Genomic DNA, 21837 nt, shown 5'->3' on the forward strand with positions numbered 1-21837 from the left:
AAGCATTTTAGAGCAGGTTTGACTGCCAGGATTTATCTAAAAAACGCGTTTCTACGAAAAATTTGTCGTTTGCTGACTAAATACGCGCTGACAGATTTTACTTAGCTACGCAGTCTTCAAGACGGTGCCCGCGTTTTTACAGAGCCTGGGCCAGAAGTCGGCATTCGCAAGACTATGCGAGAGCAGAGTTGATTCGCTGTGTGAAATATTACATTTCTGACAGCTAGCCGGCGGTAGGTGATCTATGGGCTAGAGTGAAGTACCAACGTAGTTATTCAAGGGCCTGCAGATGAGCTTAGCCATTGACGCTATTGCAAACCTGATTGGTGGAAACGACAGTGAGATCTGATTGGCGTTGGAAATTGCATCCGCGAAAGCTTCACTCAGCCAGGAGCACTTGAAATGACAAACACCCAAAAGTTGCTGTTCGCTTTAGGATCCGCAATCGCACTGCCAGTTGCCACATGCCTTGCACAAGCGGCAGAGCCGCAGATCAAGACGCTCACTTCACCGAAAGATCCAACGGAAAGCGCAGTGCTAATAGGCAGAGCCATCAACGACGGGCTGACAATCCAGTTGGAGCTTGAGGGCGCCGAAGCTATGTGGATGCAGATGGGAACGCCTGCTCAGTGGAGTGAACATGTTCCCGCAAAGAACGAGCGGTATCACCTCGAAATCAAGGTGACGGACAACGCAACCAAGACGCGACTCCCGTACTCCACAGTTACCTTCACTGCGATGAACAAAGCAAATGGAAAGAGCATAGATACGGTTCTACCACCAATGTGGGGCGGCAGTGGTTTGCATTACTCTGAAAACAGTCCCTTGGCTGGCGATGGTGTTTACGCCGCCACGGTCACGGTTGGTGTTCCAACATTCGCTCGTGAAATGAAGGACAAAGACCTGTGGTCGAAACCGGTAAGCGCCCACTTTCACTTCAAATTGAAGGACGGAGTACTTGTCGAGGTATCAGAACCCGTCTCGGCAGCAAACTAGCATTTGATCTACGATACGTCGATCACGTGACCCATGCCGCGTGACGTGTGAATCAATTTGTATTCAAAACTGTCATCAATTTTCGCTCGCTACGCACGGCAACTTCGATGCCATTGGTGCCACTCTCAAGGTGGATATGCCAAACCTGTGATGCAATGAGTGATTTCGGAAGAACACCGATGCCCCAATACAAGCTGATGTAATTTCTACGGCCGACTCCGCGCGGGCGCACCGGCTCAACTTAGAACATTGCAAAGCACTGCCCGCATTCACTTCAAGGGTTACTCAGCGGACATCTCCATCTCTGGGCTGAGTGTGCCGAGCCAGGCAACCAGGCCCATAATGATCACTGCGACCGAGAGCTCTAGAATCATGCTGCGCCGTAAAGCGTTGATGGCGACGATGTGAGTATCTGCCTGAATGGATCGCTCAAGCAGCGGGCTCAGGTGAAAGCGGTTCACCGCCGCAAATACCAGCATCCCCGCAAACAAGAAGACCTTCAAAGACAGCAGGGCTCCGTACGTGCTGGATGTCAGCGTCTCGAATGCTGGCCCGACAACCATCAGATAGTTGACGATCCCGGTGATAGCCAGGGTTGCGACGATAAGCGTCCCCGCTGATTCGAAACCCGTCAGCGTTCGAGCCAGCAACCGTATCTGCAGATCGCCTGTGAGGTGGGTTGAGCGCAATAACAGCGCGAATGCAGCGAGAGCGCCCAACCAGCTGCCTGCACCCAGAAGATGGACAATATCGCTGGTGAAATGCAGGTAGCGTCGACTACCTTCATCCATAGCGCCATGTCCTGTCCAGGCCAGCGTCGCGAGGGCGATGGCCCCACACAATGTGACCAGCCAGAGGCTCAATGCTGGGGCTCGTCGAGTGAGAGTCGCGGCGATGACCGCCACCGTCAACGAGGCTATTCGGGCCATCCAGGTCAACCCGACGTCAGTGTCCATCAGCATCATCTGCAGGATGTGGTGATGCAGTTCCATGACGCTGGACATACCGCTCATCGTCTTGGCCATGTGGAGCATGGCCGCCATCGATAGCAATATGCCGGTAAGGGCAGTTCCCCCCAGTAACGACCCAAAATTCAACACGGCACCGTCTGCGCGTTCTTTTCCTTTGAGACTGTACAGGCCAAACAGTGCCAGCCCGAAGAGCAGCATCAGGTCGATATAGAGCGCGAAGCGAAGGCTAATGTAGATTGAGTCGTCCATGGATCACTTGACTTTAAAGGTCACGGTGCCTGTGATCGGGTGGGTATCGGAAGAAACCGCCCTCCACTCAACCTTATATGTGCCAGGTACGAGCGGCGCTGCCGGGGTGATAACCATCATTTTCGGATCGGCGCTACCCGCGACACTCGCTTTGACACCCATGGGGGAGTGGGCGGCCATGCCCGGCATTTCGGTCATGATCAATTTCGCGCCGGAAAACTGGGTGGTGAGCTTTTCCGAGAAATTCAGTTCAATTTTTGCCGGTGCAGCTACCGTGGCGCCATCGGCCGGGGTAGAGGACAGTAGTTTTGGATGCGCCTGAGCGGCAGCGCTCAACAACAAACCGATGCTGAGTGCCGCTGCAACACCGAGGGCTTTAAAAGATGACATGCAAGGCTCCTGACGGCCTGGGCCGTGGGTGGGGGTTTATTGTTCGAATGGATGTGGGGCGTATCTATCGGTCAGGTTTAGAACCACATTCGCACACCGACGACAAAGCGCGTATCGCTCTGGTCTTCGCCTTCTTCAAGGCGGTAATCCGCCGTTTTGCCGTAGGAGCGGTTCCAGGTCACGCCGATGTAAGGTGCGAACTCGCGGCGTATTTCATACCGCAGTCTCAGGCCGACCTCGGTGTCCGACAGCCCGGAGCCTGTGGCCCGTTGTGGATCGTTTTTGCCATAGAGGTTGATTTCAGCCGTGGGTTGCAGAATCAAACGGTTGGTCAGCAGGATGTCGTAGTCGCCCTTGAGTCGCAGCGCGGTCTGGCCGGCCTCGCCCAGGTAAGCGGTGGCTTGAGTTTCGAAGTCGTAGAGCGCCATGCCTTGCAGCCCCAGCGCCGCCCATGTCTGGGGTGCACCAGGTTTGAAGTCTTGTCGCACTCCGCTGACCACGTCCCACCAGGGACTCACGGCGTGTCCCCAGAGTGCCTGAAGCTCAGCGCTTTCGGTCACGCCATTGGTTCGCTCGCCTTCGGTACGCAACCAGAGGCGATCCGTGTCGCCGCCAATCCAGCCGTTGGCTTCCCAACGTAATGCACTGCCCTCGTCAGCGTCTTGCCATTCGAGTTGATCGATCAGGAAAAATGAGTTGATGGAGCTGTCGTGCATCTGGTGGCCGGCATGGCTTTCAAACACCGCCGCGCGATCGGCATCGGTCAGCGCCGGAATGGGTGTGCGGCTTTGCTGGGGCGCTGCGGGTTTCATACCCTGCATCTGACTGTCATCCATGCCCTGCATCTGGGAGTGATCCATACCCTGCATTTGGGAATGATCCATATCCTGCATCTGCTTGCCGTCCATACCTTGCATTGGCTCGGTCTGCCCATAAGCAAGCGGCATGACACCCATCCCGAGGATGGCCAGGCCGGCGAGTAGCGGTTTAGCGGTTCTATCGAAGTTCATGTCTGGCTCCTACTCTTGTACACGGACTTCGCGGAACATGCCCATTTCCATGTGGTACATCAGGTGGCAGTGGTATGCCCATCGCCCCAGGGCATCGGCGGTCACACGGTAGCTGCGTTTAGTACCGGGCGGCATGTCGATGGTGTGCTTGCGAACCATGAAGTCACCGTTTTCATCCTCCAGGTCACTCCACATGCCATGCAGATGAATGGGATGCATCATCATGGTGTCATTGACTAGAACCACTCGGATGCGCTCTCCATATTTGAGATGTAGTGGCTCGGCATCCGCGAATTTGACGCCGTCAAAAGACCACGAGAACTTTTCCATGTGTCCGGTCAGGTGCAGGGTGATGGTGCGGCTGGGTTCCCGGCCATCGGGATCCTGGAAGGTGCTCTTCAGGTCTGAGTAGGTCAGTACCCGGCGACCGTTGTTTCTCAGTCCCATGCCAGGATCGTTGAGTTTCGGCGTGGGGCTCATCGCCTGCATGTCGACCAGAGGGTTGTTCGTTTCCGAGGCCGGGTGGGGCTCCATCGGGCCCATGCCGCTCATGCCCGGCATCGAGTGCCCCGACGTGTCTGCCGAGCCTGGCGTCTGACTGTGATCCATGCTCTGCATAGATCCACCGTCCATGCCCGTCATAGCCTGCATGCCGTTGTCGTCGCCGGCCGCCAGTTGGCTGTGATCCATACCCTCCATGCCTTGCATCGAGTCCTGGGTCATATCGCCATGATCCATGCCGGCCATATCCCCCATGCCCATGTCGCTCATCGTGATCAACGGACGTGGATCCAGGGGGGGCACAGGGGCCGAGAGCCCTTCATGTACAGCCAGCGTACCTCTTGCGAAACCGGTTCGATCCATCGACTGGGCGAACAAGGTGTATGCATTTTCGGTGGGTTCGACGATCACATCAAAGGTTTCGGCCACGGCGATGCGGAACTCATCGACGCTCACCGGTTTCACGTACTGCCCGTCTGCGGCGACCACAGTCATTTTCAGCCCAGGAATACGCACGTCAAAGTAGCTCATCGCCGAGCCGTTGATGAACCTCAGGCGCAGCCGTTCGCCGGGCTTGAAAATGCCTGTCCAGTTGCTGTCGGGAGCCTGTCCGTTGAGCAAGTAGGTGTAGGTGGCGCCGCTAACGTCGGCAAGATCGGTGGGGTTCATTTTCATTTCAGCCCACATTTTCCGATCCGCGACGGTGGCAGACCAACCGTTCTTGCTGACGTCATCAATGAAGTCGCCGACGGTGCGCTTGTGCAGGTTGTAGTAACTGGATTGTTTCTTGAGTTTCTTCATGACCCGCGCTGGGTCTTCATCCGTCCAGTCGGACAGCATCACCACATAGTCGCGGTCATAGCTGAAGGGTTCGGGATCCTTTGCATCGATGACCAGGGGGCCGTAGACGCCGATCTGCTCCTGGAACCCGGAATGACTGTGATACCAGTAGGTGCCGTTCTGTTTGACCTTGAACGAATAAACGTACAGGCCACCCGGTTCGATGCCGTGAAAGCTCAGACCCGGTACACCGTCCATGTTCACCGGCAGAATGATGCCGTGCCAATGGATCGAGGTGTCTTCCTTGAGCCGATTCCTGACCCGCAACGTCACCGTATCGCCCTCGCGCCAGCGCAGTATCGGGCCAGGGAGGCTGCCGTTGATGGTCATGGCGGTGCGGGGCGTGCCCGTGAAATTCACCTCCATCTCACCGATAGTTAGATCGAAATCAGTGCCGGCGAGCACATTCGGCTGCCCCTGACTGGTAATTGCCCACACCGGGCTGCGCCACAGCCCAAAGCCTGCGAGTACCCCGCCTGCCGCCAAGGCTTTCACGAAAGTGCGTCTTGATGTTCTGGAATGCATGGAGGGGTATCCAGTCAGTCGGAGTCCAGGCAGATACGGAACCGCTGCCACAGTACGGCCATGGCTCGCTTCAGAGAGTCGGTGCCAGTCGCCAATTTGCGAGCAAGATGTCACATCCTCAGGCGGCACGTGATTACATTTCCGTCAGGTAGGCAACGGCAATTTGGCAACGCTGCGATTGAGCAGCACCGATAGGTTTGTCTTGTTGTGATAGGCCGTGTCTGGCCAGCCCTAACGTAATCGTCAATTGCCGTTTAAAAATAGCGCTTACCGACAGCAGCAACCGCCGCCGTTCCCGCCACAACCTGAGGCTTTCTTGCTCGCTACGCTTTCCATTGTCGCCAGCTGTGCTGGATAGCCAGCGTCCTGCAGGGCTGCAAGCAGTGCAAGGCTGTCCGAATCGCCGCTGACCTTCACCCGTCCGGCTTGTAGATCCACTGCTATGTCACTGACGCCTTCAAGTGGGCGCAGCGCTTCGGTGACGTGTTTGACACATGAGCCACAGCTCATGCCTTGGACTTGCAGTTCAACGGTTTTCATCGGTGACTCCTCATAACAAAATGCATCATGCAAAGGCTGAGGCATTCGGCTTTTCTGCGATGTAGCCTTATCTTCAACCTTGCTGCCATGGCAAGGTCAAGCGGCCGTTATCACTCAATCAATGGAAGCCTGGCGCAGGCGTAACGCGTTGAATACCACCGACGCCGAGCTCACGCTCATGGCCAGCGCGGCAATTAGCGGTGACAGAAGGTGATCGGTAAGCGGGTAGAGCAAGCCGGCTGCCAACGGGATGCCCATGGCGTTGTAAAGGAAGGCGAATGTCAGGTTCTGGTGCATGTTTCTCACCGTTGCTACTGACAGGCTGCGTGCACGCAGGATACCGAGGAGATCGCCTTTGACCAGGGTAACCTGAGCGCTGTTCATCGCCACGTCAGTGCCAGTGCCCATGGCGATTCCGACATCAGCGCGAGCCAGCGCGGGGGCATCATTAATGCCGTCGCCAGCCATCGCCACGCGGTATCCGGCTCGTTGCAGAGACGCGACCAGGCGTTCTTTGTCTTGCGGTTTGACCTCTCCATGTACCTCCTCGATACCCAGCCGCAGAGCGACCGACCGCGCAGTGGTGAGGCCGTCGCCAGTGGCCATGATGACCTTGACGCCATCCGCCTGCAGGCGCTCGACTGCCAGTTTCGAGGTGGGTTTGATGGGGTCGGCTACAGCCAGCAGGCCTGCCAAGGCGCCATTGACCGCTAAGTACATGATGCTCGTGCCATCGCTGCGTAGCTTCTCTGCCTCCGTTTGCAAGCGCTCGGTGGTGACGCCAGCCTCTTGCATCAACGCCGTATTGCCCAGCTTCAGGCGACGGCCCTCGACTTGACCGCTTACTCCAATACCGGAAGCCGACTCGAAGGTTTCGGGTGGGCTCAGTGTCAGACCTGCGGCGCGTGCCTGATCGACGATGGCGCGGGCCAACGGGTGCTCGCTTCCCTGATCGAGACTGGCGGCCAGGCGCAGCACTTCATCCTGAGTAAATCCGGGTACAGCCTCGACGCTGTGGAATGCTGGCCGCCCTTCAGTGAGGGTGCCCGTCTTGTCGACAATCAAGGTGTCTATATTGCGAAGATTTTCGATGGCAGCGGCATCACGGAACAAGACGCCGCTGCCAGCGGCCTTGCCGGTGGCGACCATGATCGACATGGGTGTCGCCAGGCCAAGGGCGCAGGGACAGGCGATGATCATCACTGCGACAGCGTTGATCAGGCCAAAAACCCAGCTTGGCTCAGGCCCCCATAGCCCCCACCCCAGGAAAGTCAGTGCCGCGATGGTTATCACCACGATCACGAAGTAACCGGCGATAACATCAGCCAGGCGTTGCATCGGAGCCTTTGAGCGTTGGGCCTGAACAACCATCTGCACTATCTGTGCGAGCAGGGTGGCCGATCCTATCTTCTGCGCCTGCATTACCAGGCTGCCGTGGATGTTGAGAGTGGCGCCGATCAGCGCGTCGCCGGCCCTTTTCATGACCGGTATCGGTTCGCCAGTGAGCATCGACTCGTCCACAGCGCTTTCGCCTTGCAGCACCTGACCGTCGACAGGCACTTTTTCGCCTGGTCGCACACGTAACGTGTCGCCGCTGTGTACGTGCGTCAGGAGGATGTCTTCTTCCGTGCCGTCGGCATTGATCCGTCGTGCAGTTTTGGGGGCCAGTCCAAGCAGCGACTTGATGGCCGACGAGGTTTGCGAGCGAGCTTTGAGTTCGAGCATCTGGCCGAGCAGGGTCAGTGAGATGATCACAGCCGCTGCCTCGAAGTACACGCCGATACGGCCTTCCATCATGAAGTTGCCAGGGAAGGCGCTGGGGGTGAGGGTGGCGACGACGCTGTAAATGAAGGCCGCTGCCGTGCCGAGGCTGATCAGTGTCCACATGTTCGGACTGCGCTGAATCACCGAGCGTACGCCGCGAATATAAAATGGCCAGCCAGCCCAAAGCACCACGGGTGCGGCCAGTCCCAGCTCGATCCAGTTTTGCGTGGGGCCATGAAACAGCACCAAGGCATGGCCGCCCATGGCCAGAACGGTGACGATTATTGTCAGTGGCAATGTCCACCAGAAGCGTTGGGTGAAGTTCTTGAGTTCAGGGTTCTCTTCTTCCTCCAACTCGGGAATCACCGGCTCCAAGGTCATGCCGCACTTAGGACAGACGCCGGGGCCCATCTGGCGAATCTCCGGATGCATGGGGCAGGTGTATTCAGTGTCAACGGACAACGGTTCTGCTGGTGCCTGATGGACGTGTTCAATTTCAGTCGGAGATATTCGGTAGCGCTCGGGCTCTGCACTGAAGGTCGTTTGGCATTTCTGGCTGCAGAACCGGTAGGTTTGCCCCTTATATTGCGTACTGAATTGGCTTTCGTTACTGACGGTCATGCCACATACCGGGTCATGGGAGCCGGTGGCTTGAGGTGCAGGCTTGTGCATTGGGTCGTCTTGACGAAGCTCAGGAGCGTGCATGGGCTAATTCCTGTTCGCATCCTTGGTTGAGTCTGAGCCTTCGCCGTGATGACGGTGTCCGCCGTGGTGGTGCCCAAAAAAATGCATCAGCGGGCACAACAGCAAAATCATGTAAGGCAGTAGGCCCAACATATGGCCGTAGTGTTCTCTGGCCAGATAAAACAGCGCGATCACCAACAGCATGCCCAGCGCTACGCCGGGTTTGCTCCTCCAGAATGCTGGAGAGGTGTTAGCTGAATGTGGTGAGTTCATCATTGCTTTGTACTCCTGAGGGAGTGCTATCTAGCAGTACGGCGTTGTCGCCCAAGCCATGCTGGCCACGGCGACAACGCCTTTGCATTGCCAGCGTCGCAATCCTTGGTGGATATCGATCATCACTTCTCCATCGGCATGTCCATCATCGACGACTGTTGATCCATCATTTTCATCATCATCTCCATCATTCCTTTACCCATGCCCATACCGTCCTTGGAGCCAGACATCCCCATGCCTGAGCCCATCCCCATGCCCGTACAACCAGCAGCCCCTTGCTGCTTACTCATCATGGTCAAGCTGTCCTTCATCGTTTTCATGCCCTCTTGCATAGCGGCTTGCCGTTCGGCTGGCGTCTTCGCAGCGGCGGCTTTGTCATGAGCGGCCTGCATTTTCTGCATTTGCTCACTCATCGCTTTATTCATCGCCGACTCGGACGGTGCGCTGGCAGCCGTTGCGCTGGCAGGTGCGTCGGCTGGGTGATGCTCATCTTCGGCAGAAGCCATGAAGACGCTGCTGGCCAAAATGGCGGCAAGAACCAGTTTCAATTGTGTTTGCATGGTGAACTCCGGGTATTTAGAGATAGGTAGGAACTACTAAGCCGCGCCGAATCGGCGCAATGAAGCAGAGCGGCCACGGTGTGGCCGCCCTGAAAGGCGAATTAATCGTTGAAGCGGACGAATATAAGGCGGGCGGGTGGCCCCGATGGGGCGGGGCGCTTCAGTGCGAGTGCAGCGAAGGTTATTGTTTGAGCGGAGTTAAGCAGCATCATCGCAGGTAGCAGCAACGCAAGCGCTAAACTGGCGAGATCCAGTGTCGGTATCTGCGATGTGGGACTGATCGCCTTTGCTGCATCGGCACAATGCTTAAGGCAGCCGCTGGCATGCAGCGCATGTTCATCCACCTGTTGCAGCGTGGAAGGCATCTCGTGCGTTGTACTCAGGCTGTGCTGCGGCTGCACCAGGCAGCCGTGAAATACCGTCACGATCACAGCCAACACCCACACCCCTAGGGTGAGTCGCAAAAGATTGCGGTAGTGATGACGGAACCAATACATGACGTGCTCCACGGGCTTGTTAGTCCCTCATATTTCCAGTGTAGCCATCCAGGCAGTCGCAGAGTTGACTTCAATCAGGTAAGTGGTTTTTCGGTAGGCTTGGGCAGCAAGGCTGTTGCTCGGCAAGCAGGTGTTGCTGTGGTCATGATTCCGTGAGTGCATTCCCTCCGAGTCGATTTATCTCGGCAAAACTACACTCAGCTTTTTTGGATACAGGCCGTCCTCGCCGGCTGTTCGGTCGCACGTAGTTTCTGGAAAGGCTGAGCAAGAGGGGGGGGCGCAGATCGGCAAGAACCAACAACCTCCAAGCCCTCCGTTTGCGTTTCGAGAGCGTGCGCCTTACTAAACCACTGCTCCGAACAGCGATCCCACCAGCGCCGTCATGCCCATGGCCAGCGCACCCCAGAGGGTCACCCGCCAGGCTCCGGTCATGACCTTGGCCCCGCCGGCCCTGGCAGCAATGGCACCCAATATCCCGAGAAACACCAATGACATGCCCGATATCCAGGGCACCACGCTGTGCTCCGGAGCAACAAGCGTCACCGCCAGTGGCAATGCGGCGCCCACCACAAAACTGGCGGCCGAGGCGAGGGCAGCCTGCAAGGGTTTGGCGGTGAGGGTGGCGCTGATGCCCAGTTCGTCCCGGGCGTGAGAGCCCAGCGCGTCGTGGGCCATCAATTGATCGGCCACCTGATGCGCCAGTTCAGGTGATACGCCGCGATGCATATAGATGTTCGCAAGTTCAAGGTGTTCGGCTTTCGGGTCGCTTGCCAATTCTGCCCGTTCGCGGGACAGATCGGCCCGCTCGGTATCGGCCTGGGAGTGCACGGAAATGTACTCGCCAGCGGCCATGGACATGGCCCCGGCCATCAGCCCCGCCATTCCGGTGACCAGCAACGTGGCATGGCTGGCGTTGGCGGCAGCGACGCCGATCAGCAGGCTGGCGGTAGAGACAATCCCATCGTTGGCACCCAGGACAGCGGCGCGCAGCCAGCCGATACGATCGCTTCTGTGTGCCTCGGTGTGCCTGTGCATGAATTTCATTGTTTAAAGGGATTCCCTGTCATTAGGCGGTCCACGTCGGACGGGTTCCGAGCGGGCCGGCAATCGGCGTCAGCGGGTTTCAATTTGCGCCTGCAGCTGGCCGCCGACAATGGATATTTCTTTGAATTGTTCACCCTCGCGCAGCACGAACAACGCGTCCATCCCGCGTTCCTGAGCCAGACGTGGGCCCTCGGTTTCGCCCAGGACCATTAGCGCCGTGGCCCAGGCATCGGCGAGCATGCACGAGGCCGCCACCACGGTGACGGCGGCGAGCGGGTTGCACAGCGGCGCACCGGTGGCCGGGTTCATGGTGTGAGCATAGGATTGACCGGCCACATCGACCCAATGTCGATAGTCCCCGGAGGTCGCGATTGCGGCATCGCTGAGTTCCATCACCCCCATGACTTCACGCACGCCCCGGTTGGGCTTTTCCAGGGCCACGGCCCAGCACTGGCCGTCAGGTTTGACGCCCCGGGCGCGCATCTCGCCATCGATGCCGACCAGGTAGCGGGTGATGCCAAAACCCTCCAGGCAACGGGCTAGTTCATCAACGCCAAAACCTTTGGCGATGCCACTCAAGTCAAGGTTCAGCGGGACGCGCTTGCGCGCCTGATTGTGTTGCGGCTCAACCACCAATGCGGCGCTGGCTAACAGCCGGGCGCGCGGCGCAATCGTGCCGATCGCCTGCTCTGTGACCGTCTGCTCCCCTGGGCCGAAGCCCCAGGCGTTCACCAGGTCACCGACAGCGATGTCGAAGGCGCCGCCCGATTGCTGACTGACGCGCAGTGCCGCAGACAGCACCGTGGCCAGTTCCTTGGGCACGGACACCCATTCCTGCTCGGGGGCGGCGTTGAGGCGGTTGAGGTCCGAGTCGGGTTTCCAGCTGGACATTTGCTGGTCCACCCGGGCCACGGCGCGCGCCAGGCGCTGGCCAATTTCGTCGGTATCGATCCCGGTCCCAGCATAAAACAGGGCGGTGTATCGGGTGCCCATGGTTTCGCCGTTCAGGCTATAGCGCTGCAACTCAGTAGACGTCTTCACGGTAGCGTCCTTGTGCCTTGAGAGTCAGCACACTCAGGTTGAGAGGCGCCAACACTTCATCGAGGGCCTGCATCACGCCTTTGGCCATTTCGCGACTGCCACACACCAGCACCTGGGCACCTTTTTCAATCAGCCGGCGCAAGGCCAGGGCATCGCTGATCAGCCGGTCCTGCACGTAGCTGCGGTCCTGAACCTGAGAGAAGGCGGCGCGCAGTGCCGTGAGGCGGCGGTCCGACAAGTATTGGTTGAGCTCCGGTTCATAGAGAAAGTCCGAAGCCGGGTTGCGCCCGCCCCAATACAAGTGCATCGGGTGTCGGGCCTTGTTGTTGCGGATAAAACCGGCCAGGGGACCGATGCCGGTCCCGGCGCCGATCAGGATCACCGGGTGCGCGCCCGATGCCGGACGAAATTGCGGGTTGGGCTGGATGAAGGCTTCGATCTGCGCGCCGATGTCCAGGCCATGAAGGAATTCCGAGCACACGCCACCGTTGTGTTTACGCACACAGATCTCCAGCACGCCGTCCTGGGAACCGCTGGCCAGCGAGTAGAAACGCGGGATCGGGCTGCCCGGCGGCAGAATCCCGACCAGGTCGCCGGCCAGAAAGTCCGGCAGTTCGCCGCAGGCTTTGAAGCGCAGGATGTGGGTCGGCGCGTTCACCTGTTCGCCATAGGCAATCCGCTCTGTCAGCTTCAATTGATGGGTACGCGGCTGCTGCGGGGTGTGAACCAGCGCCAGCTCCTGCCCCAACACGTCACCCAACGCGTGGCCCCAGCGCGCAAACTCCTGAGGGGACTGGCGGTTGACGGTTTCCAGCGCCAGCAATGGCGAGCCACCGGCCTGCAACATGGCGTCCTGCACTTGATGGGCGTACTGACAGAACTGCGCAAACTGACGGTCTCCCAGGCCCAGCACCGCAAAGGGCAGGCCGGGCTTGAGGCCGGTTTTGGCCAGCCGCGCCAGAAACTGCGAAGCCGAGGCCGGCGCATCGCCGTCACCGTGGGTCGCGGTGAGGATGAAGACCCGTTGGGCATTGCGGTAATCGCCCGCCCATTCATTCATCGCCGCGCTGTGTACCTGATGGCCACTCTGGTGCAAGGCGTCGTGCAAGGTTTTGGCAAAGCCCCAGGTGCTGTTGTTTTCGCTGCCCACCAGAATCACGCTGTCGGCGGAGTGGGCAGGGCTGTTGTGGCGGATGTTCGGGCCAGCCTTGCGGCGGCGCCACCACAACAGGATGCCGGTCACGCTCATCAACGGCACGCAGAGGGCGCAGAGCCCCAGCGGCAGGCCCAGCCACCAGAGGCCTTCGCCGGTGTGCAACTGATAGATCAATTCGTAGAGGTTGTGCATCGAGTCGTGGGCTTGATAAGACAACAAAGCGCCGCTGGCCTGATCCACATAGCCGTCGCCCTGGGCCGTGCGCAGGGAAAACACATCGCGCGGGTTGCCGGGGTTCGGGTAGACCAGCTCGCGCAGGTCGTTCAGGTCAGTGGCCTGCAAGGCTTGCAGCTTCGCTACCGGCAAGGCCGGGCCGGCGCTGACGTGGGCGGGGAAGGCGGGTTCACTTTGACTGCCGTCGGCGATAAAACCAAAAGTGGTGGCGGACATGTAGAGCCCGCTCAAAGCCGACAGCAGCAGCCCCAGCAAGGCCAATCGCCCGACTTCAGCATGCCAGCGCTGGCTGAAAGTGCCCCGCAGTGGCCGCAGCAGGTTGCGCCAGCCACCCAGGCGCCGGGCCAGCAATAGCGCGCCGGACACTGACAGCATCAGCATGAACAGGGCGCCGACCCCCGACACCCCATGGCCCGGCGTACCAAGAAATAGCGAGCGGTGCAGGTCTTTCACCCAGCGTGTGAACGCGGATGGTTCGTAAGGGGCGAGGCCTTTGCCGGTCAGTGGGTCGACCTTTTCCGCCCCGGCCTGGCCGTTCTGGTTGTAGTAGACGATCACCGTGCCGGACGCTGAGCGCTGGATCTGCTCCACGCCTGGAAAGTGGTTGGCAACGCGCCCGGCCAGTTGGCCGACGTTGAGTTGTCCGGCAGGGGTGGACGTGCTGTGCAGGCGTTCCAGCGCCGGGTCGACCGACAGGATCGCGCCGCTGATGGCCAATAACATGACCAACAGGGCGGCGATCAGGCCAGGAAGGGAATGGAACTGACGAAGCATGTTCAGCCTCCAGAGATGGCGGGTGCTATAGATCGTAAGTAAAGGACTCGACATAGGTACTGCCGGGCGCTGGCTTGCCGGCGCCCTTGGATGTCAACGGCACGCTGACATCGGCGCGAGCGTCACGTTTGTCCTCGACGGCGCTGTCGATGCGGATCTGATACCCGGCATCGATCAGGGTGTCTGCCAGTTCGACGCTGACTTTGAGCGTGCGCCCGCTGCCGACACTGGCGCCGCTGACCCCGTCAAATTCGCTGGGGTTCATCCCGCTGCCACGGGCCCAGTCGCCCAGGTGCTTGTAGTACTTGGCCTTCTTGCCGGCCACCCACAGGGTTTTCTGGTATTGGCCATTGGCGTCGGTGACGTAGATCGCCAGGTAGGCATCATTGCCGCTGTAGTCCTTGAGCTGGGTGGTCAGGGTCACTTCACGGGCCTGGGCCAGCCCTGGCAGGGCAATGGCGCCGACGAGGCAGGTGGCTGCGATGATCTTCTTCATGAGGGTGTCCTTTTGATCGTTAGGTCGAGAGCCTGGACCTGCTTGCTGACAGCAACCTGAAACGCAGGAAAAACTCATCGACAGGTGAGGTGTCATTCGGTGATCGGGCTACCGAGGTAATCCCTGGCATTGCCATCGTCGCGGAAGTGGATCTCGAGGGTGCGCAGGCGCAGCGAGGCCGGTGAGTAGCTGGCTTCGATGGCGTTGCCTTTGCGGTCCAGGCCCTTGAGCTCGTAACAGCCGTCGTCGACTTTGATGCGCTGCACGCTCCAGCCGTATTGCCGCTCGACCTGCTGACGCAAGGTGTCGCGCGGTTGCCAGTCGCTCACCGGGTCGCTGCAGTCGTCGTCAGCCAGGGCGTAACCGCTGAGCAGCAGGCTCAACAGCGCGGCATTGGCAATAAAACCTGATTTCATGATCTGTCTCCTGCCGAGGTCGGCGTCTGTGGCATACCCTAAGGTGCATTCCTGACAACCAGCTGAATCTTCAGATTCACGTCAGGTAAGGCGATTAAGGTGCTGCACGACAACCATCACAGGAGGTTCCAGATGCGGGTTCTATTGGTCGAGGACGCACCAGGGTTGGGGGATGCGGTGCGCGAGCAGATTGCCGATGACGGCCACGCCGTCGATTGGGTGCAGCGCCTGGACCACGCACGCAACAGCGTCCGCACCACGCCTTACGACCTGATCCTGCTGGACCTGATGCTCCCGGACGGTCGCGGGCTGGACTTTTTGCGTCAGCAGCGTTCGGCAGGTGACGTGACCCCGGTGATAATCCTGACGGCCCAGGATCAGATATCCGATCGCATTGCCGGCCTCAATGCCGGGGCCGACGATTACCTGGTCAAACCGTTCGATCTTTTCGAGCTTTCGGCCCGTGTGGCGGCGGTGGCCCGGCGTTATAGCGGCAATCCCAACCCGCAGATCAAGCTCGGTGATTTGCAGGTCGACATGAGCGCCCGCACTGTGCAGCGGGCCGGCACCACCGTGGACCTGACGGCTCGCGAATGGGCGCTGTTCGAAGCGTTCGTGCAGCGGCCCAGCGCGTTGTTGTCCAAGTCGCAGCTGGAAGAACGTCTGTATGCCTTCGGTGCCGAAATCGAGAGCAATACCATCGAGGTCTACATCAGCCGGCTGCGCAAAAAACTGGGGCGCGAGCTGATTGAAACCGTGCGCGGCATGGGCTACCGGTTGATGGCTGTATGAAGTCTTCTTTGAGCCTGCAAAAACGCCTCGGCCTGGGGCTGACCCTGGGCATGACTTTGCTGTGGCTGGGCGCGACCGTCGGCGCCTGGCTGGTGGTGCAACATGAGTTGAACGAGGCGTTCGACAGCGCGCTGGAAGAGACCGCGCAACGCATCTTGCCACTGGCCGTGCTGGAAATCAGCAACCGGGAGGAACCCCGTGAGGCTCAGCACGTTGCGACGTTGAAAATGCACAAGGAATACCTGACGTACCTGGTGCGCGATGCCAGCGGCAAGATCCTGATGCAGTCCCACGACGCCAACCCGAAGATCTTCAGCCAACAGCCGACTGAGGGTTTTTCCACCTCTGAAAAATACCGCTTGTATGGTGCCAGTGCATTGCGCGAAACGCTGTTCATTGAGATCGCCGAGCCGCTGGGGCATCGCCGTGAAGCCGCGCGGGAAGCCTTGTTTGCCTTGTTGTTGCCGCTGTTGGCGCTGATTCCCGTCAGCCTGTTGGGCACCTGGTTGTTCGTGCGGATCAGCCTGCGCAGTGTGTTGGCGTATCGTCGTGCGGTCGAGGCGCGTGGCGTGGGTGACTTGTCGCCGATCAAGGTAGCCCGCCTGCCGGCAGAAATCGATCCATTGGCCGAGGCGGTCAACCACCTGCTGGAGCGCTTGCGCAAGGCCCTGGAAGCCGAGCGCAGCTTTACCGCCAACAGCGCCCATGAACTGCGCACGCCACTGGCCGCGACCCTGGCGCAGATCCAGCGGTTACACCACGAGGCGCCCGAAGGCCCGTTGCGGGTACGAGCGGCGAAGATCGAAAACGCGTTGCGCGAGTTGGCGCGGCTTTCGGAAAAACTCATGCAACTGGCCAAGGCCGAGGGCGGTGGGCTGTTGTCCGAAACACCTCAGGACCTGATTCCATTGCTGGCCCATGGGGTCGACGAGTGGAACCATCGCAGCGGTCAGCGCATTGAGTTGCATTTGCCCGGTCAAGCCAGCGTGTACTCGAGCATCGATCCGGACGCCTTTGGTATCCTGTTGCGCAACCTGATCGAGAACGCGCTGAAGTACGGCGCAGCGGATCAACCGATCGAAGTCAGCCTCACCGAACAGGCACAACTGCGGGTGGTCAATAGCGGCCCGGCGGTGCCGCAGTCGGTATTGCAGCATCTGACAGAGCGCTTTGTGCGCGGTCACAGTGAAATCAGTGGTTCAGGGCTGGGGTTGGCGATTACTAAAACCATCGTTCAGGGGGTTAACGCGAGAATGAAACTGTTTTCCCCTGCTACAGGTCGACAGGAGGGTTTCGAAGTGTGCGTCTGGTTACCGCTTGCCTAGTTTTAAACAGATCGCCCGCTCCGCTGGGCTCTTTCTCAGCGTCGAGAATAACGAACATCTCCCGTCAGGGTACAGCCGGATCAGCGTTCGAACATCATGCTCGGAAACACTGGTTGGTCGTGCGAGGACGGCAGATACCGTGGTGCTCCGTCCAAGGGATATTGGTGGGTACCTGGTTGTGTTTTCACAGTGGTTACGGCTGGTGGGACGCCTTTCGTATCGTGACAGTCAATGTGGCGACCAAAGGATTTGGTCCCCCTTCGACAAAAAGCCCGCCAAGTGTGCAATGTTGTTCACTTAAGAGTGTCTTGAATCAAAGGAAACTTGTGGCGAGGGAGCTTGCTCCCGCTTGAGTGCGTAGCACTCACAAAACTCGGCAATAGTTGTCAGATTTTTGGGGCCGCTACGCAGCCCAGCGCGAGCAAGCTCGCTCGCCACAAAGGTATGCACGATCCAAGAGCGCGCTTAAGTGAACAGCATTGCGCCAAGTGTGGGCTTTTTGTCGTCTGGCTATCCGTTTAAACCGTGGCAATTTCCTTCATGACACGGGCGGCCAAGGTGGAAAGTCAACTCATGCCCAGCCAGTTTGGCAGCACAAGGGAAATCCAGGGAACGTAGGTAACCAGGATCAGGAACAGCAGCAGGATCATCAGCCAGGGCATGGCGGCCCTTACGGTGGCTGGCAATGTCATACCTGTCACAGCCGAGGTGACGAACAGATTCAGGCCCACCGGTGGCGTGATCAGGCCGATCTCAAGATTGACCACCATGATGATGCCGAGGTGAATCGGGTCGATACCCAGTTTGATGGCAATGGGAAAGAGGATCGGCGCCAGAATCAGAATGATGGCCGACGGTTCCATAAAGGCGCCCGCAATCAGTAGCACGATGTTTACCACCAGCAGAAACATGACGGGCGTCAGGCCGGCCTCGATCACCCAGGCGGTAATCTGTTGCGGAAGCTGCTCGGTGGTCAGCACATGGGCGAAGAGCATGGCGTTGGCGATGATGAACATCAGCATGATGCTCAACTTCGCAGAGTCCAGCAGGACTTTCGGGGTTTCACGAAACGTCAGGTCCTTGTAGACGAACAAGGCGATGAAGGCCGAGTAAACCGCCGCCACAGCTGCCGCCTCGGTCGGGGTAAACATTCCGGAGTAGATGCCACCCAGGATGATCAGCATCAGCAACAGGCCCCAAATTGCCTGGCGTGCGGTACCGAGTAGTTCACGCAATGTCGCGCGGGGCAGCGCGGGCAGGTTTTTCTTAACGGCGACAATATAGATCGCCACCATCAGCGCTGTACCCAACAACAAACCTGGCACCACACCCGCCATGAACAGCTTGCCGACGGAGGTTTCGGTCGCGGCGGCATAGACTACCATCACGATCGAGGGAGGAATCAGAATGCCCAGGGTCCCGGCATTGCAGATGATCCCTGCGCCAAAGGCCTGCGGATAACCGGAGCGCACCATACCGGCAATGGCAATCGAACCTACGGCGGCCACAGTCGCCGGACTGGAGCCGGAAAGAGCAGCGAATAGCATGCAGGCCAACACCGCCGCAATAGCGAGGCCGCCGCGAATATGGCCGACACAGGCATTGGCAAAATCGATCAGTCGACGGGCAACGCCACCGGTGGTCATGAATGCACCAGCGAGCAGGAAAAACGGAATGGCCAGCAGCGTGTAATGTTCCGAAGTCTCGAATAGCTTAATCGCCAGGGAGCGCACGGAATCGGGACTGAAAAAAATGATGGTCAAGGAGCCGGCCAGTCCCAGGGAAATGGCGATGGGAACGCCGATGAACATCAGGACGAACAGGGCCGCGAAAAGGAAAGTAATGGTCATGGCTTGTCGTCCTCGTGTTCGGCCAGTCTCAAGGCATCGGCGGCTTCATCAGCCAGCCCCAGACCGGTTTGGCGGTTCAGCAGGATGCGCACGAGAATCTCAGCGAAGCGAATGAAGACCAGGGCAAAACCCAAAGGGACGATCAAACCGATATGCCATTGCATGATGCCAAAGTGGCCAAGGTCCTCGGCACCGATGCCTGCATTCATCAGGGTCTGAATCCATTCGAAGCTGGCAACGCTGAGTAGCCCTGCGTAGGTCAGGCAGCACAGACAGGCCACAATACCTATGTACTTCTGTACCGATCTGCTGGTCAGTCGGACGAGCGCGTCTACACCTATATGCCCCGCCGTGCGCACGCCGTAGGCCAGTCCGAAAAAGATCAACCAGCCAAACAGGGCTTTGGTCAGTGCGCTGCTCCAGGTCATCGCCTGGGCCATGCCCATGATCCCGTCGCCCATTGCGAATAACGGGGCGCTCGCAGCACCCCAGTGATCGCCTAGCCAGTAGAAAAAACTGTAGAGGTTGTTGAGGATCACATAAACGAACGTGACCAGCGTCATGGCGGCAAGAAGGAAGACGATAAAACCCTCCTCGAAGTGTTCCCAGATACGCTGAAGCGCTTTCATGGATGGCATCTCCTATCGAGTAATGATCGGCAGGTGCCGCCCTGGGCAGCACCTGCATTGCGATCATTGGGCCTTGTTGGCGGCTTCAGCGGCAGAGATCAATTCAGGACCGATATCGCCCTCAAACTTCTTCCATACCGGTTTCATCGCTTCTCGCCATTGTTCGCGTTCCTCTGGCGTCAGGGTGATGATTTCAGTGGTCTTGGCCGCCAGGATGCGCTGCTTGTCGCCCTCATTGAGTTGTTCCGCGTCCTTGTTCACCTGAGCTGTGACTTCAACGACAATCTTGTCCAGTTCACTTCGAACATCCGGCGGCAAACCATTCCAGAACTTGGTGTTAGTGATCAGCATATAGTCCAGTACACCATGATTGGATTCCGTGATGTACTTCTGCACTTCATACATCTTCTGGCTGTAAATGTTCGAGTAAGGATTCTCCGCACCGTTGACCACACCGGTCTGCAGCCCCTGATAAACCTCTGCAAAACTCATCTTGCGCGGATTGGCGCGAACAGCCTTGAACTGCTCCTCAAGCACGGCAGACGCCTGCACCCGGAACTTCAGGCCACGGGCATCGGTAGGGACGCGCAGTGGCTTGTTGGCCGAAAGTTGCTTCATGCCGTTGTGCCAATAGGCCAGGCCGGTGATGTTCTTGCTCTCCATGGACTTGAGCAGCCCTTGCCCCTGCGGACTCAACTGGAAGCGGTTGACCGCGGCGATGTCGTCAAACAGGAAGGGCAGATCGAACAACTGGACAGACTTCGTGTACTGCTCAAACTTTGCGAGCGAGGGGGCAATCAACTGCACATCTCCCAACAGCAAGGCTTCCATCTCCTTACCGTCACCAAACAGGGACGAGTTGGGATAGACCTCGACCTTGACCTTGCCGGGCAGGCGCTCCTCGACCAATTTCTTGAACAGCAAGGCGCCTTGACCCTTGGGCGTTTGCTCGGCGACTACATGTGAGAACTTGATAATTATTGGATCGGCGGCCATCGCTGTGCTCAGCGTACCGAAGACAAGGGTACAGGCGAGTGCTTTGCATATTGACTTGAACATCGGAGGTATTCCTCTTGTTTTAGTTTTTTGTACATTCCAGGCATTGGAGCTCATTCATGCGGCGGACAAGAGGCAAGTCTAGGCGGAAAAATTCCATTGGGAGGATGACAACCAGGATGGATTGAAATCCAGGTCATCGAATTCACTGAGATTGCAGCGAAAAATTAATACTGACGCGAGGAGCCGTACATCGTCCAATCCGACACAAGGTGCCGGAACAGGTCGTGAAGGCGGGAGAGCAGATACTCCCACCAGTGGACGAACTCATTGTGGCGCCGGGAGTATGAGCAAGTTCGCTCTGTCGTCGCGGCGCTGGCGGGTGATTGGGACGCGGTCAAAAGGGTTGAGCTGGTCCTCCCGGAAACTGGCATTTACAACTCGGAATTCGATGAAGTCGATGATCGCTTGAAGGCTTCGGCAAACCAGACATCTTGTTGTGGCACTGGAGAGACAACCCTTGAGGCCGCGTGAGCGACAGATTTATTACAGATACCATATATATTTCGCAGCAGGTATTTGAAGAGCGCCGGAAAGCGATTCGACGTGGCTAACCCTGTATTACAGGGCTTTCATTGACAACGGTCGTCGGGATCCAGTCATTTTGATGGATTAATGTGTCGTTGACTCTTTACCTTGCATATGGGAAAACATATATTCGTTAAGCCGTATATGAGCTGAGGCTGCACAATGACCAGCAAAGCCCGTGTCCTGTTCGTCTGGAGTTTTGAAGACCCGGTCACCAGCACCAAACATGATGCCTTTCGTCTCACCCTTCACGAAATTCATGAGCGCATCAAGATGTTCGTCTTGGTCAAAAACAAACACTGAGAAACGATATGGCTGACCATCTGACACCGACCACTGTTTTCAAATGCCTGGCTGACGACACTCGGGTCCGCACGATGATGCTCATCACCCGTGAAGGAGAGCTTTGTGTTTGCGAGCTGACCTGCGCGTTGAACGAGAGTCAGCCAAAAGTCTCCAGGCACCTCGCGCAGCTGCGGAGTTGCGGCCTGTTGTCGGACCGTCGACAAGGCCAATGGGTGTATTACCGACTGCACCCGAATCTCCCGGATTGGGTTCATCAAGTACTGACCACTGTGCTCGAAAGCAACAAGCACTGGTTGAGCCCTGATGCCAAACGCCTTGATGAAATGGGCGACCGTCCTGAACGGGCACTGGCCTGCTGTGAACGCTAAATAGCCTGACTCCGCCTTCGAC

Annotated in this window: 21 protein-coding genes and 2 pseudogenes; 5 read left to right on the top strand and 18 right to left on the bottom strand. The window is 58.3% G+C overall.

What is annotated here, in order from left to right; all coding sequences use genetic code 11:
- The first annotated feature begins 402 nt into the window (after positions 1-402).
- Positions 403-996 (top strand): iron transporter, encoded by a 594-nt coding sequence (locus ACM1ZW_RS20260; protein ID WP_416739173.1) that lies wholly within the window; start codon positions 403-405, stop codon positions 994-996.
- An 8-nt stretch (positions 997-1004) separates the two neighbouring features.
- Here the strand turns inward: ACM1ZW_RS20260 and ACM1ZW_RS20265 are convergent.
- The 15 genes and pseudogenes from ACM1ZW_RS20265 to ACM1ZW_RS20335 all read right to left on the bottom strand — a co-directional run.
- Positions 1005-1171: pseudogene (locus tag ACM1ZW_RS20265) on the bottom strand (winged helix-turn-helix domain-containing protein); the annotation flags it as partial.
- A gap of 106 nt (positions 1172-1277) precedes the next feature.
- The gene (copD, locus tag ACM1ZW_RS20270; RefSeq protein ID WP_416739174.1) at positions 1278-2216 is read right to left on the bottom strand and encodes a copper homeostasis membrane protein CopD; all 939 of its coding nucleotides are present in this window, start codon (positions 2214-2216) and stop codon (positions 1278-1280) included.
- A gap of 3 nt (positions 2217-2219) precedes the next feature.
- Complete coding sequence (copC, locus tag ACM1ZW_RS20275) at positions 2220-2606, bottom strand: copper homeostasis periplasmic binding protein CopC (RefSeq protein ID WP_416739175.1); 387 nt, start codon at positions 2604-2606, stop codon at positions 2220-2222.
- A gap of 77 nt (positions 2607-2683) precedes the next feature.
- On the bottom strand, positions 2684-3553 hold the full coding sequence (locus tag ACM1ZW_RS20280; protein ID WP_416740826.1) for a copper resistance protein B: 870 nt from the start codon (positions 3551-3553) through the stop codon (positions 2684-2686).
- Between the two features lie 72 nt (positions 3554-3625).
- On the bottom strand, positions 3626-5482 hold the full coding sequence (locus ACM1ZW_RS20285) for a copper resistance system multicopper oxidase (RefSeq protein ID WP_414884562.1): 1857 nt from the start codon (positions 5480-5482) through the stop codon (positions 3626-3628).
- A gap of 267 nt (positions 5483-5749) precedes the next feature.
- A complete protein-coding gene (locus tag ACM1ZW_RS20290; RefSeq protein WP_414884561.1) occupies positions 5750-6022 on the bottom strand; it encodes a heavy-metal-associated domain-containing protein in 273 nt (90 codons plus the stop codon).
- Positions 6023-6136: 114 nt separating this feature from the next.
- The gene (locus ACM1ZW_RS20295; RefSeq protein ID WP_416740827.1) at positions 6137-8458 is read right to left on the bottom strand and encodes a heavy metal translocating P-type ATPase; all 2322 of its coding nucleotides are present in this window, start codon (positions 8456-8458) and stop codon (positions 6137-6139) included.
- A gap of 36 nt (positions 8459-8494) precedes the next feature.
- The gene (locus ACM1ZW_RS20300; protein WP_416739176.1) at positions 8495-8746 is read right to left on the bottom strand and encodes a DUF2933 domain-containing protein; all 252 of its coding nucleotides are present in this window, start codon (positions 8744-8746) and stop codon (positions 8495-8497) included.
- 119 nt (positions 8747-8865) lie between these two features.
- Positions 8866-9303, bottom strand: coding sequence for a hypothetical protein (locus ACM1ZW_RS20305; protein ID WP_416739177.1), 438 nt, complete (start codon positions 9301-9303; stop codon positions 8866-8868).
- A 101-nt stretch (positions 9304-9404) separates the two neighbouring features.
- The gene (locus tag ACM1ZW_RS20310) at positions 9405-9800 is read right to left on the bottom strand and encodes a hypothetical protein (protein ID WP_416739178.1); all 396 of its coding nucleotides are present in this window, start codon (positions 9798-9800) and stop codon (positions 9405-9407) included.
- A 342-nt stretch (positions 9801-10142) separates the two neighbouring features.
- Positions 10143-10844 (bottom strand): VIT1/CCC1 transporter family protein, encoded by a 702-nt coding sequence (locus ACM1ZW_RS20315; RefSeq protein WP_017337841.1) that lies wholly within the window; start codon positions 10842-10844, stop codon positions 10143-10145.
- Between the two features lie 69 nt (positions 10845-10913).
- Positions 10914-11885 carry an FAD:protein FMN transferase gene (locus ACM1ZW_RS20320; protein ID WP_416739179.1) on the bottom strand — a complete coding sequence of 324 codons (972 nt, stop codon included), beginning with the start codon at positions 11883-11885 and terminating at the stop codon, positions 10914-10916.
- The gene (locus ACM1ZW_RS20325; RefSeq protein WP_414878808.1) at positions 11869-14049 is read right to left on the bottom strand and encodes a PepSY domain-containing protein; all 2181 of its coding nucleotides are present in this window, start codon (positions 14047-14049) and stop codon (positions 11869-11871) included. Before ACM1ZW_RS20325 ends, ACM1ZW_RS20320 begins: the two co-directional genes overlap by 17 nt.
- A 25-nt stretch (positions 14050-14074) precedes the next feature.
- Positions 14075-14545: a DUF2271 domain-containing protein gene (locus ACM1ZW_RS20330; protein WP_414878809.1), complete on the bottom strand. Its 471-nt coding sequence runs from the start codon at positions 14543-14545 to the stop codon at positions 14075-14077.
- A gap of 92 nt (positions 14546-14637) precedes the next feature.
- Positions 14638-14961 carry a PepSY domain-containing protein gene (locus ACM1ZW_RS20335; RefSeq protein WP_017337845.1) on the bottom strand — a complete coding sequence of 108 codons (324 nt, stop codon included), beginning with the start codon at positions 14959-14961 and terminating at the stop codon, positions 14638-14640.
- Between the two features lie 132 nt (positions 14962-15093).
- Between ACM1ZW_RS20335 and ACM1ZW_RS20340 the strand changes: the two genes are divergently transcribed.
- The gene (locus ACM1ZW_RS20340; RefSeq protein WP_414878810.1) at positions 15094-15753 is read left to right on the top strand and encodes a response regulator transcription factor; all 660 of its coding nucleotides are present in this window, start codon (positions 15094-15096) and stop codon (positions 15751-15753) included.
- Positions 15750-17078 carry a sensor histidine kinase gene (locus ACM1ZW_RS20345; protein ID WP_017337847.1) on the top strand — a complete coding sequence of 443 codons (1329 nt, stop codon included), beginning with the start codon at positions 15750-15752 and terminating at the stop codon, positions 17076-17078. Before ACM1ZW_RS20340 ends, ACM1ZW_RS20345 begins: the two co-directional genes overlap by 4 nt.
- 566 nt (positions 17079-17644) lie before the next feature.
- On the opposite strand, the gene dctM is transcribed toward ACM1ZW_RS20345, so the two are convergent.
- The 3 genes from dctM to dctP all read right to left on the bottom strand — a co-directional run bounded on the left by dctM (position 17645) and on the right by dctP (position 20616).
- Positions 17645-18928: a C4-dicarboxylate TRAP transporter large permease protein DctM gene (dctM, locus tag ACM1ZW_RS20350; RefSeq protein WP_414878812.1), complete on the bottom strand. Its 1284-nt coding sequence runs from the start codon at positions 18926-18928 to the stop codon at positions 17645-17647.
- Positions 18925-19557 (bottom strand): TRAP transporter small permease, encoded by a 633-nt coding sequence (locus ACM1ZW_RS20355; RefSeq protein ID WP_414878813.1) that lies wholly within the window; start codon positions 19555-19557, stop codon positions 18925-18927. Before ACM1ZW_RS20355 ends, dctM begins: the two co-directional genes overlap by 4 nt.
- 63 nt (positions 19558-19620) lie before the next feature.
- Positions 19621-20616 (bottom strand): C4-dicarboxylate TRAP substrate-binding protein DctP, encoded by a 996-nt coding sequence (gene dctP, locus ACM1ZW_RS20360; RefSeq protein ID WP_031318693.1) that lies wholly within the window; start codon positions 20614-20616, stop codon positions 19621-19623.
- Positions 20617-21333: 717 nt separating this feature from the next.
- On the opposite strand from dctP, the pseudogene ACM1ZW_RS20365 reads away from it, so the two are divergent.
- Both ACM1ZW_RS20365 and ACM1ZW_RS20370 read left to right on the top strand, forming a co-directional pair.
- Positions 21334-21444, top strand: a pseudogene (locus ACM1ZW_RS20365) (ArsR family transcriptional regulator); the annotation flags it as partial.
- 8 nt (positions 21445-21452) lie between these two features.
- A complete protein-coding gene (locus ACM1ZW_RS20370) occupies positions 21453-21815 on the top strand; it encodes a metalloregulator ArsR/SmtB family transcription factor (protein ID WP_414878815.1) in 363 nt (120 codons plus the stop codon).
- Positions 21816-21837: the final 22 nt, after the last annotated feature.

Source organism: Pseudomonas sp. NFX71, from assembly GCF_048079215.1.
GTDB lineage: Bacteria > Pseudomonadota > Gammaproteobacteria > Pseudomonadales > Pseudomonadaceae > Aquipseudomonas > Aquipseudomonas fluorescens_B.

Bases quoted from the DNA above. Each gene is read 5' to 3' on its own strand.
- ACM1ZW_RS20260 (WP_416739173.1), top strand. From the start codon at position 403: ATGACAAACACCCAAAAGTTGCTGTTCGCTTTAGGATCCGCAATCGCA.
- copD (WP_416739174.1), bottom strand. From the start codon at position 2,216: ATGGACGACTCAATCTACATTAGCCTTCGCTTCGCGCTCTATATCGAC.
- copC (WP_416739175.1), bottom strand. From the start codon at position 2,606: ATGTCATCTTTTAAAGCCCTCGGTGTTGCAGCGGCACTCAGCATCGGT.
- ACM1ZW_RS20280 (WP_416740826.1), bottom strand. From the start codon at position 3,553: ATGCCGCTTGCTTATGGGCAGACCGAGCCAATGCAAGGTATGGACGGC.
- ACM1ZW_RS20285 (WP_414884562.1), bottom strand. From the start codon at position 5,482: ATGCATTCCAGAACATCAAGACGCACTTTCGTGAAAGCCTTGGCGGCA.
- ACM1ZW_RS20290 (WP_414884561.1), bottom strand. From the start codon at position 6,022: ATGAAAACCGTTGAACTGCAAGTCCAAGGCATGAGCTGTGGCTCATGT.
- ACM1ZW_RS20295 (WP_416740827.1), bottom strand. From the start codon at position 8,458: ATGCACAAGCCTGCACCTCAAGCCACCGGCTCCCATGACCCGGTATGT.
- ACM1ZW_RS20300 (WP_416739176.1), bottom strand. From the start codon at position 8,746: ATGATGAACTCACCACATTCAGCTAACACCTCTCCAGCATTCTGGAGG.
- ACM1ZW_RS20305 (WP_416739177.1), bottom strand. From the start codon at position 9,303: ATGCAAACACAATTGAAACTGGTTCTTGCCGCCATTTTGGCCAGCAGC.
- ACM1ZW_RS20310 (WP_416739178.1), bottom strand. From the start codon at position 9,800: ATGTATTGGTTCCGTCATCACTACCGCAATCTTTTGCGACTCACCCTA.
- ACM1ZW_RS20315 (WP_017337841.1), bottom strand. From the start codon at position 10,844: ATGAAATTCATGCACAGGCACACCGAGGCACACAGAAGCGATCGTATC.
- ACM1ZW_RS20325 (WP_414878808.1), bottom strand. From the start codon at position 14,049: ATGCTTCGTCAGTTCCATTCCCTTCCTGGCCTGATCGCCGCCCTGTTG.
- ACM1ZW_RS20330 (WP_414878809.1), bottom strand. From the start codon at position 14,545: ATGAAGAAGATCATCGCAGCCACCTGCCTCGTCGGCGCCATTGCCCTG.
- ACM1ZW_RS20335 (WP_017337845.1), bottom strand. From the start codon at position 14,961: ATGAAATCAGGTTTTATTGCCAATGCCGCGCTGTTGAGCCTGCTGCTC.
- ACM1ZW_RS20340 (WP_414878810.1), top strand. From the start codon at position 15,094: ATGCGGGTTCTATTGGTCGAGGACGCACCAGGGTTGGGGGATGCGGTG.
- ACM1ZW_RS20345 (WP_017337847.1), top strand. From the start codon at position 15,750: ATGAAGTCTTCTTTGAGCCTGCAAAAACGCCTCGGCCTGGGGCTGACC.
- dctM (WP_414878812.1), bottom strand. From the start codon at position 18,928: ATGACCATTACTTTCCTTTTCGCGGCCCTGTTCGTCCTGATGTTCATC.
- ACM1ZW_RS20355 (WP_414878813.1), bottom strand. From the start codon at position 19,557: ATGAAAGCGCTTCAGCGTATCTGGGAACACTTCGAGGAGGGTTTTATC.
- dctP (WP_031318693.1), bottom strand. From the start codon at position 20,616: ATGTTCAAGTCAATATGCAAAGCACTCGCCTGTACCCTTGTCTTCGGT.
- ACM1ZW_RS20370 (WP_414878815.1), top strand. From the start codon at position 21,453: ATGGCTGACCATCTGACACCGACCACTGTTTTCAAATGCCTGGCTGAC.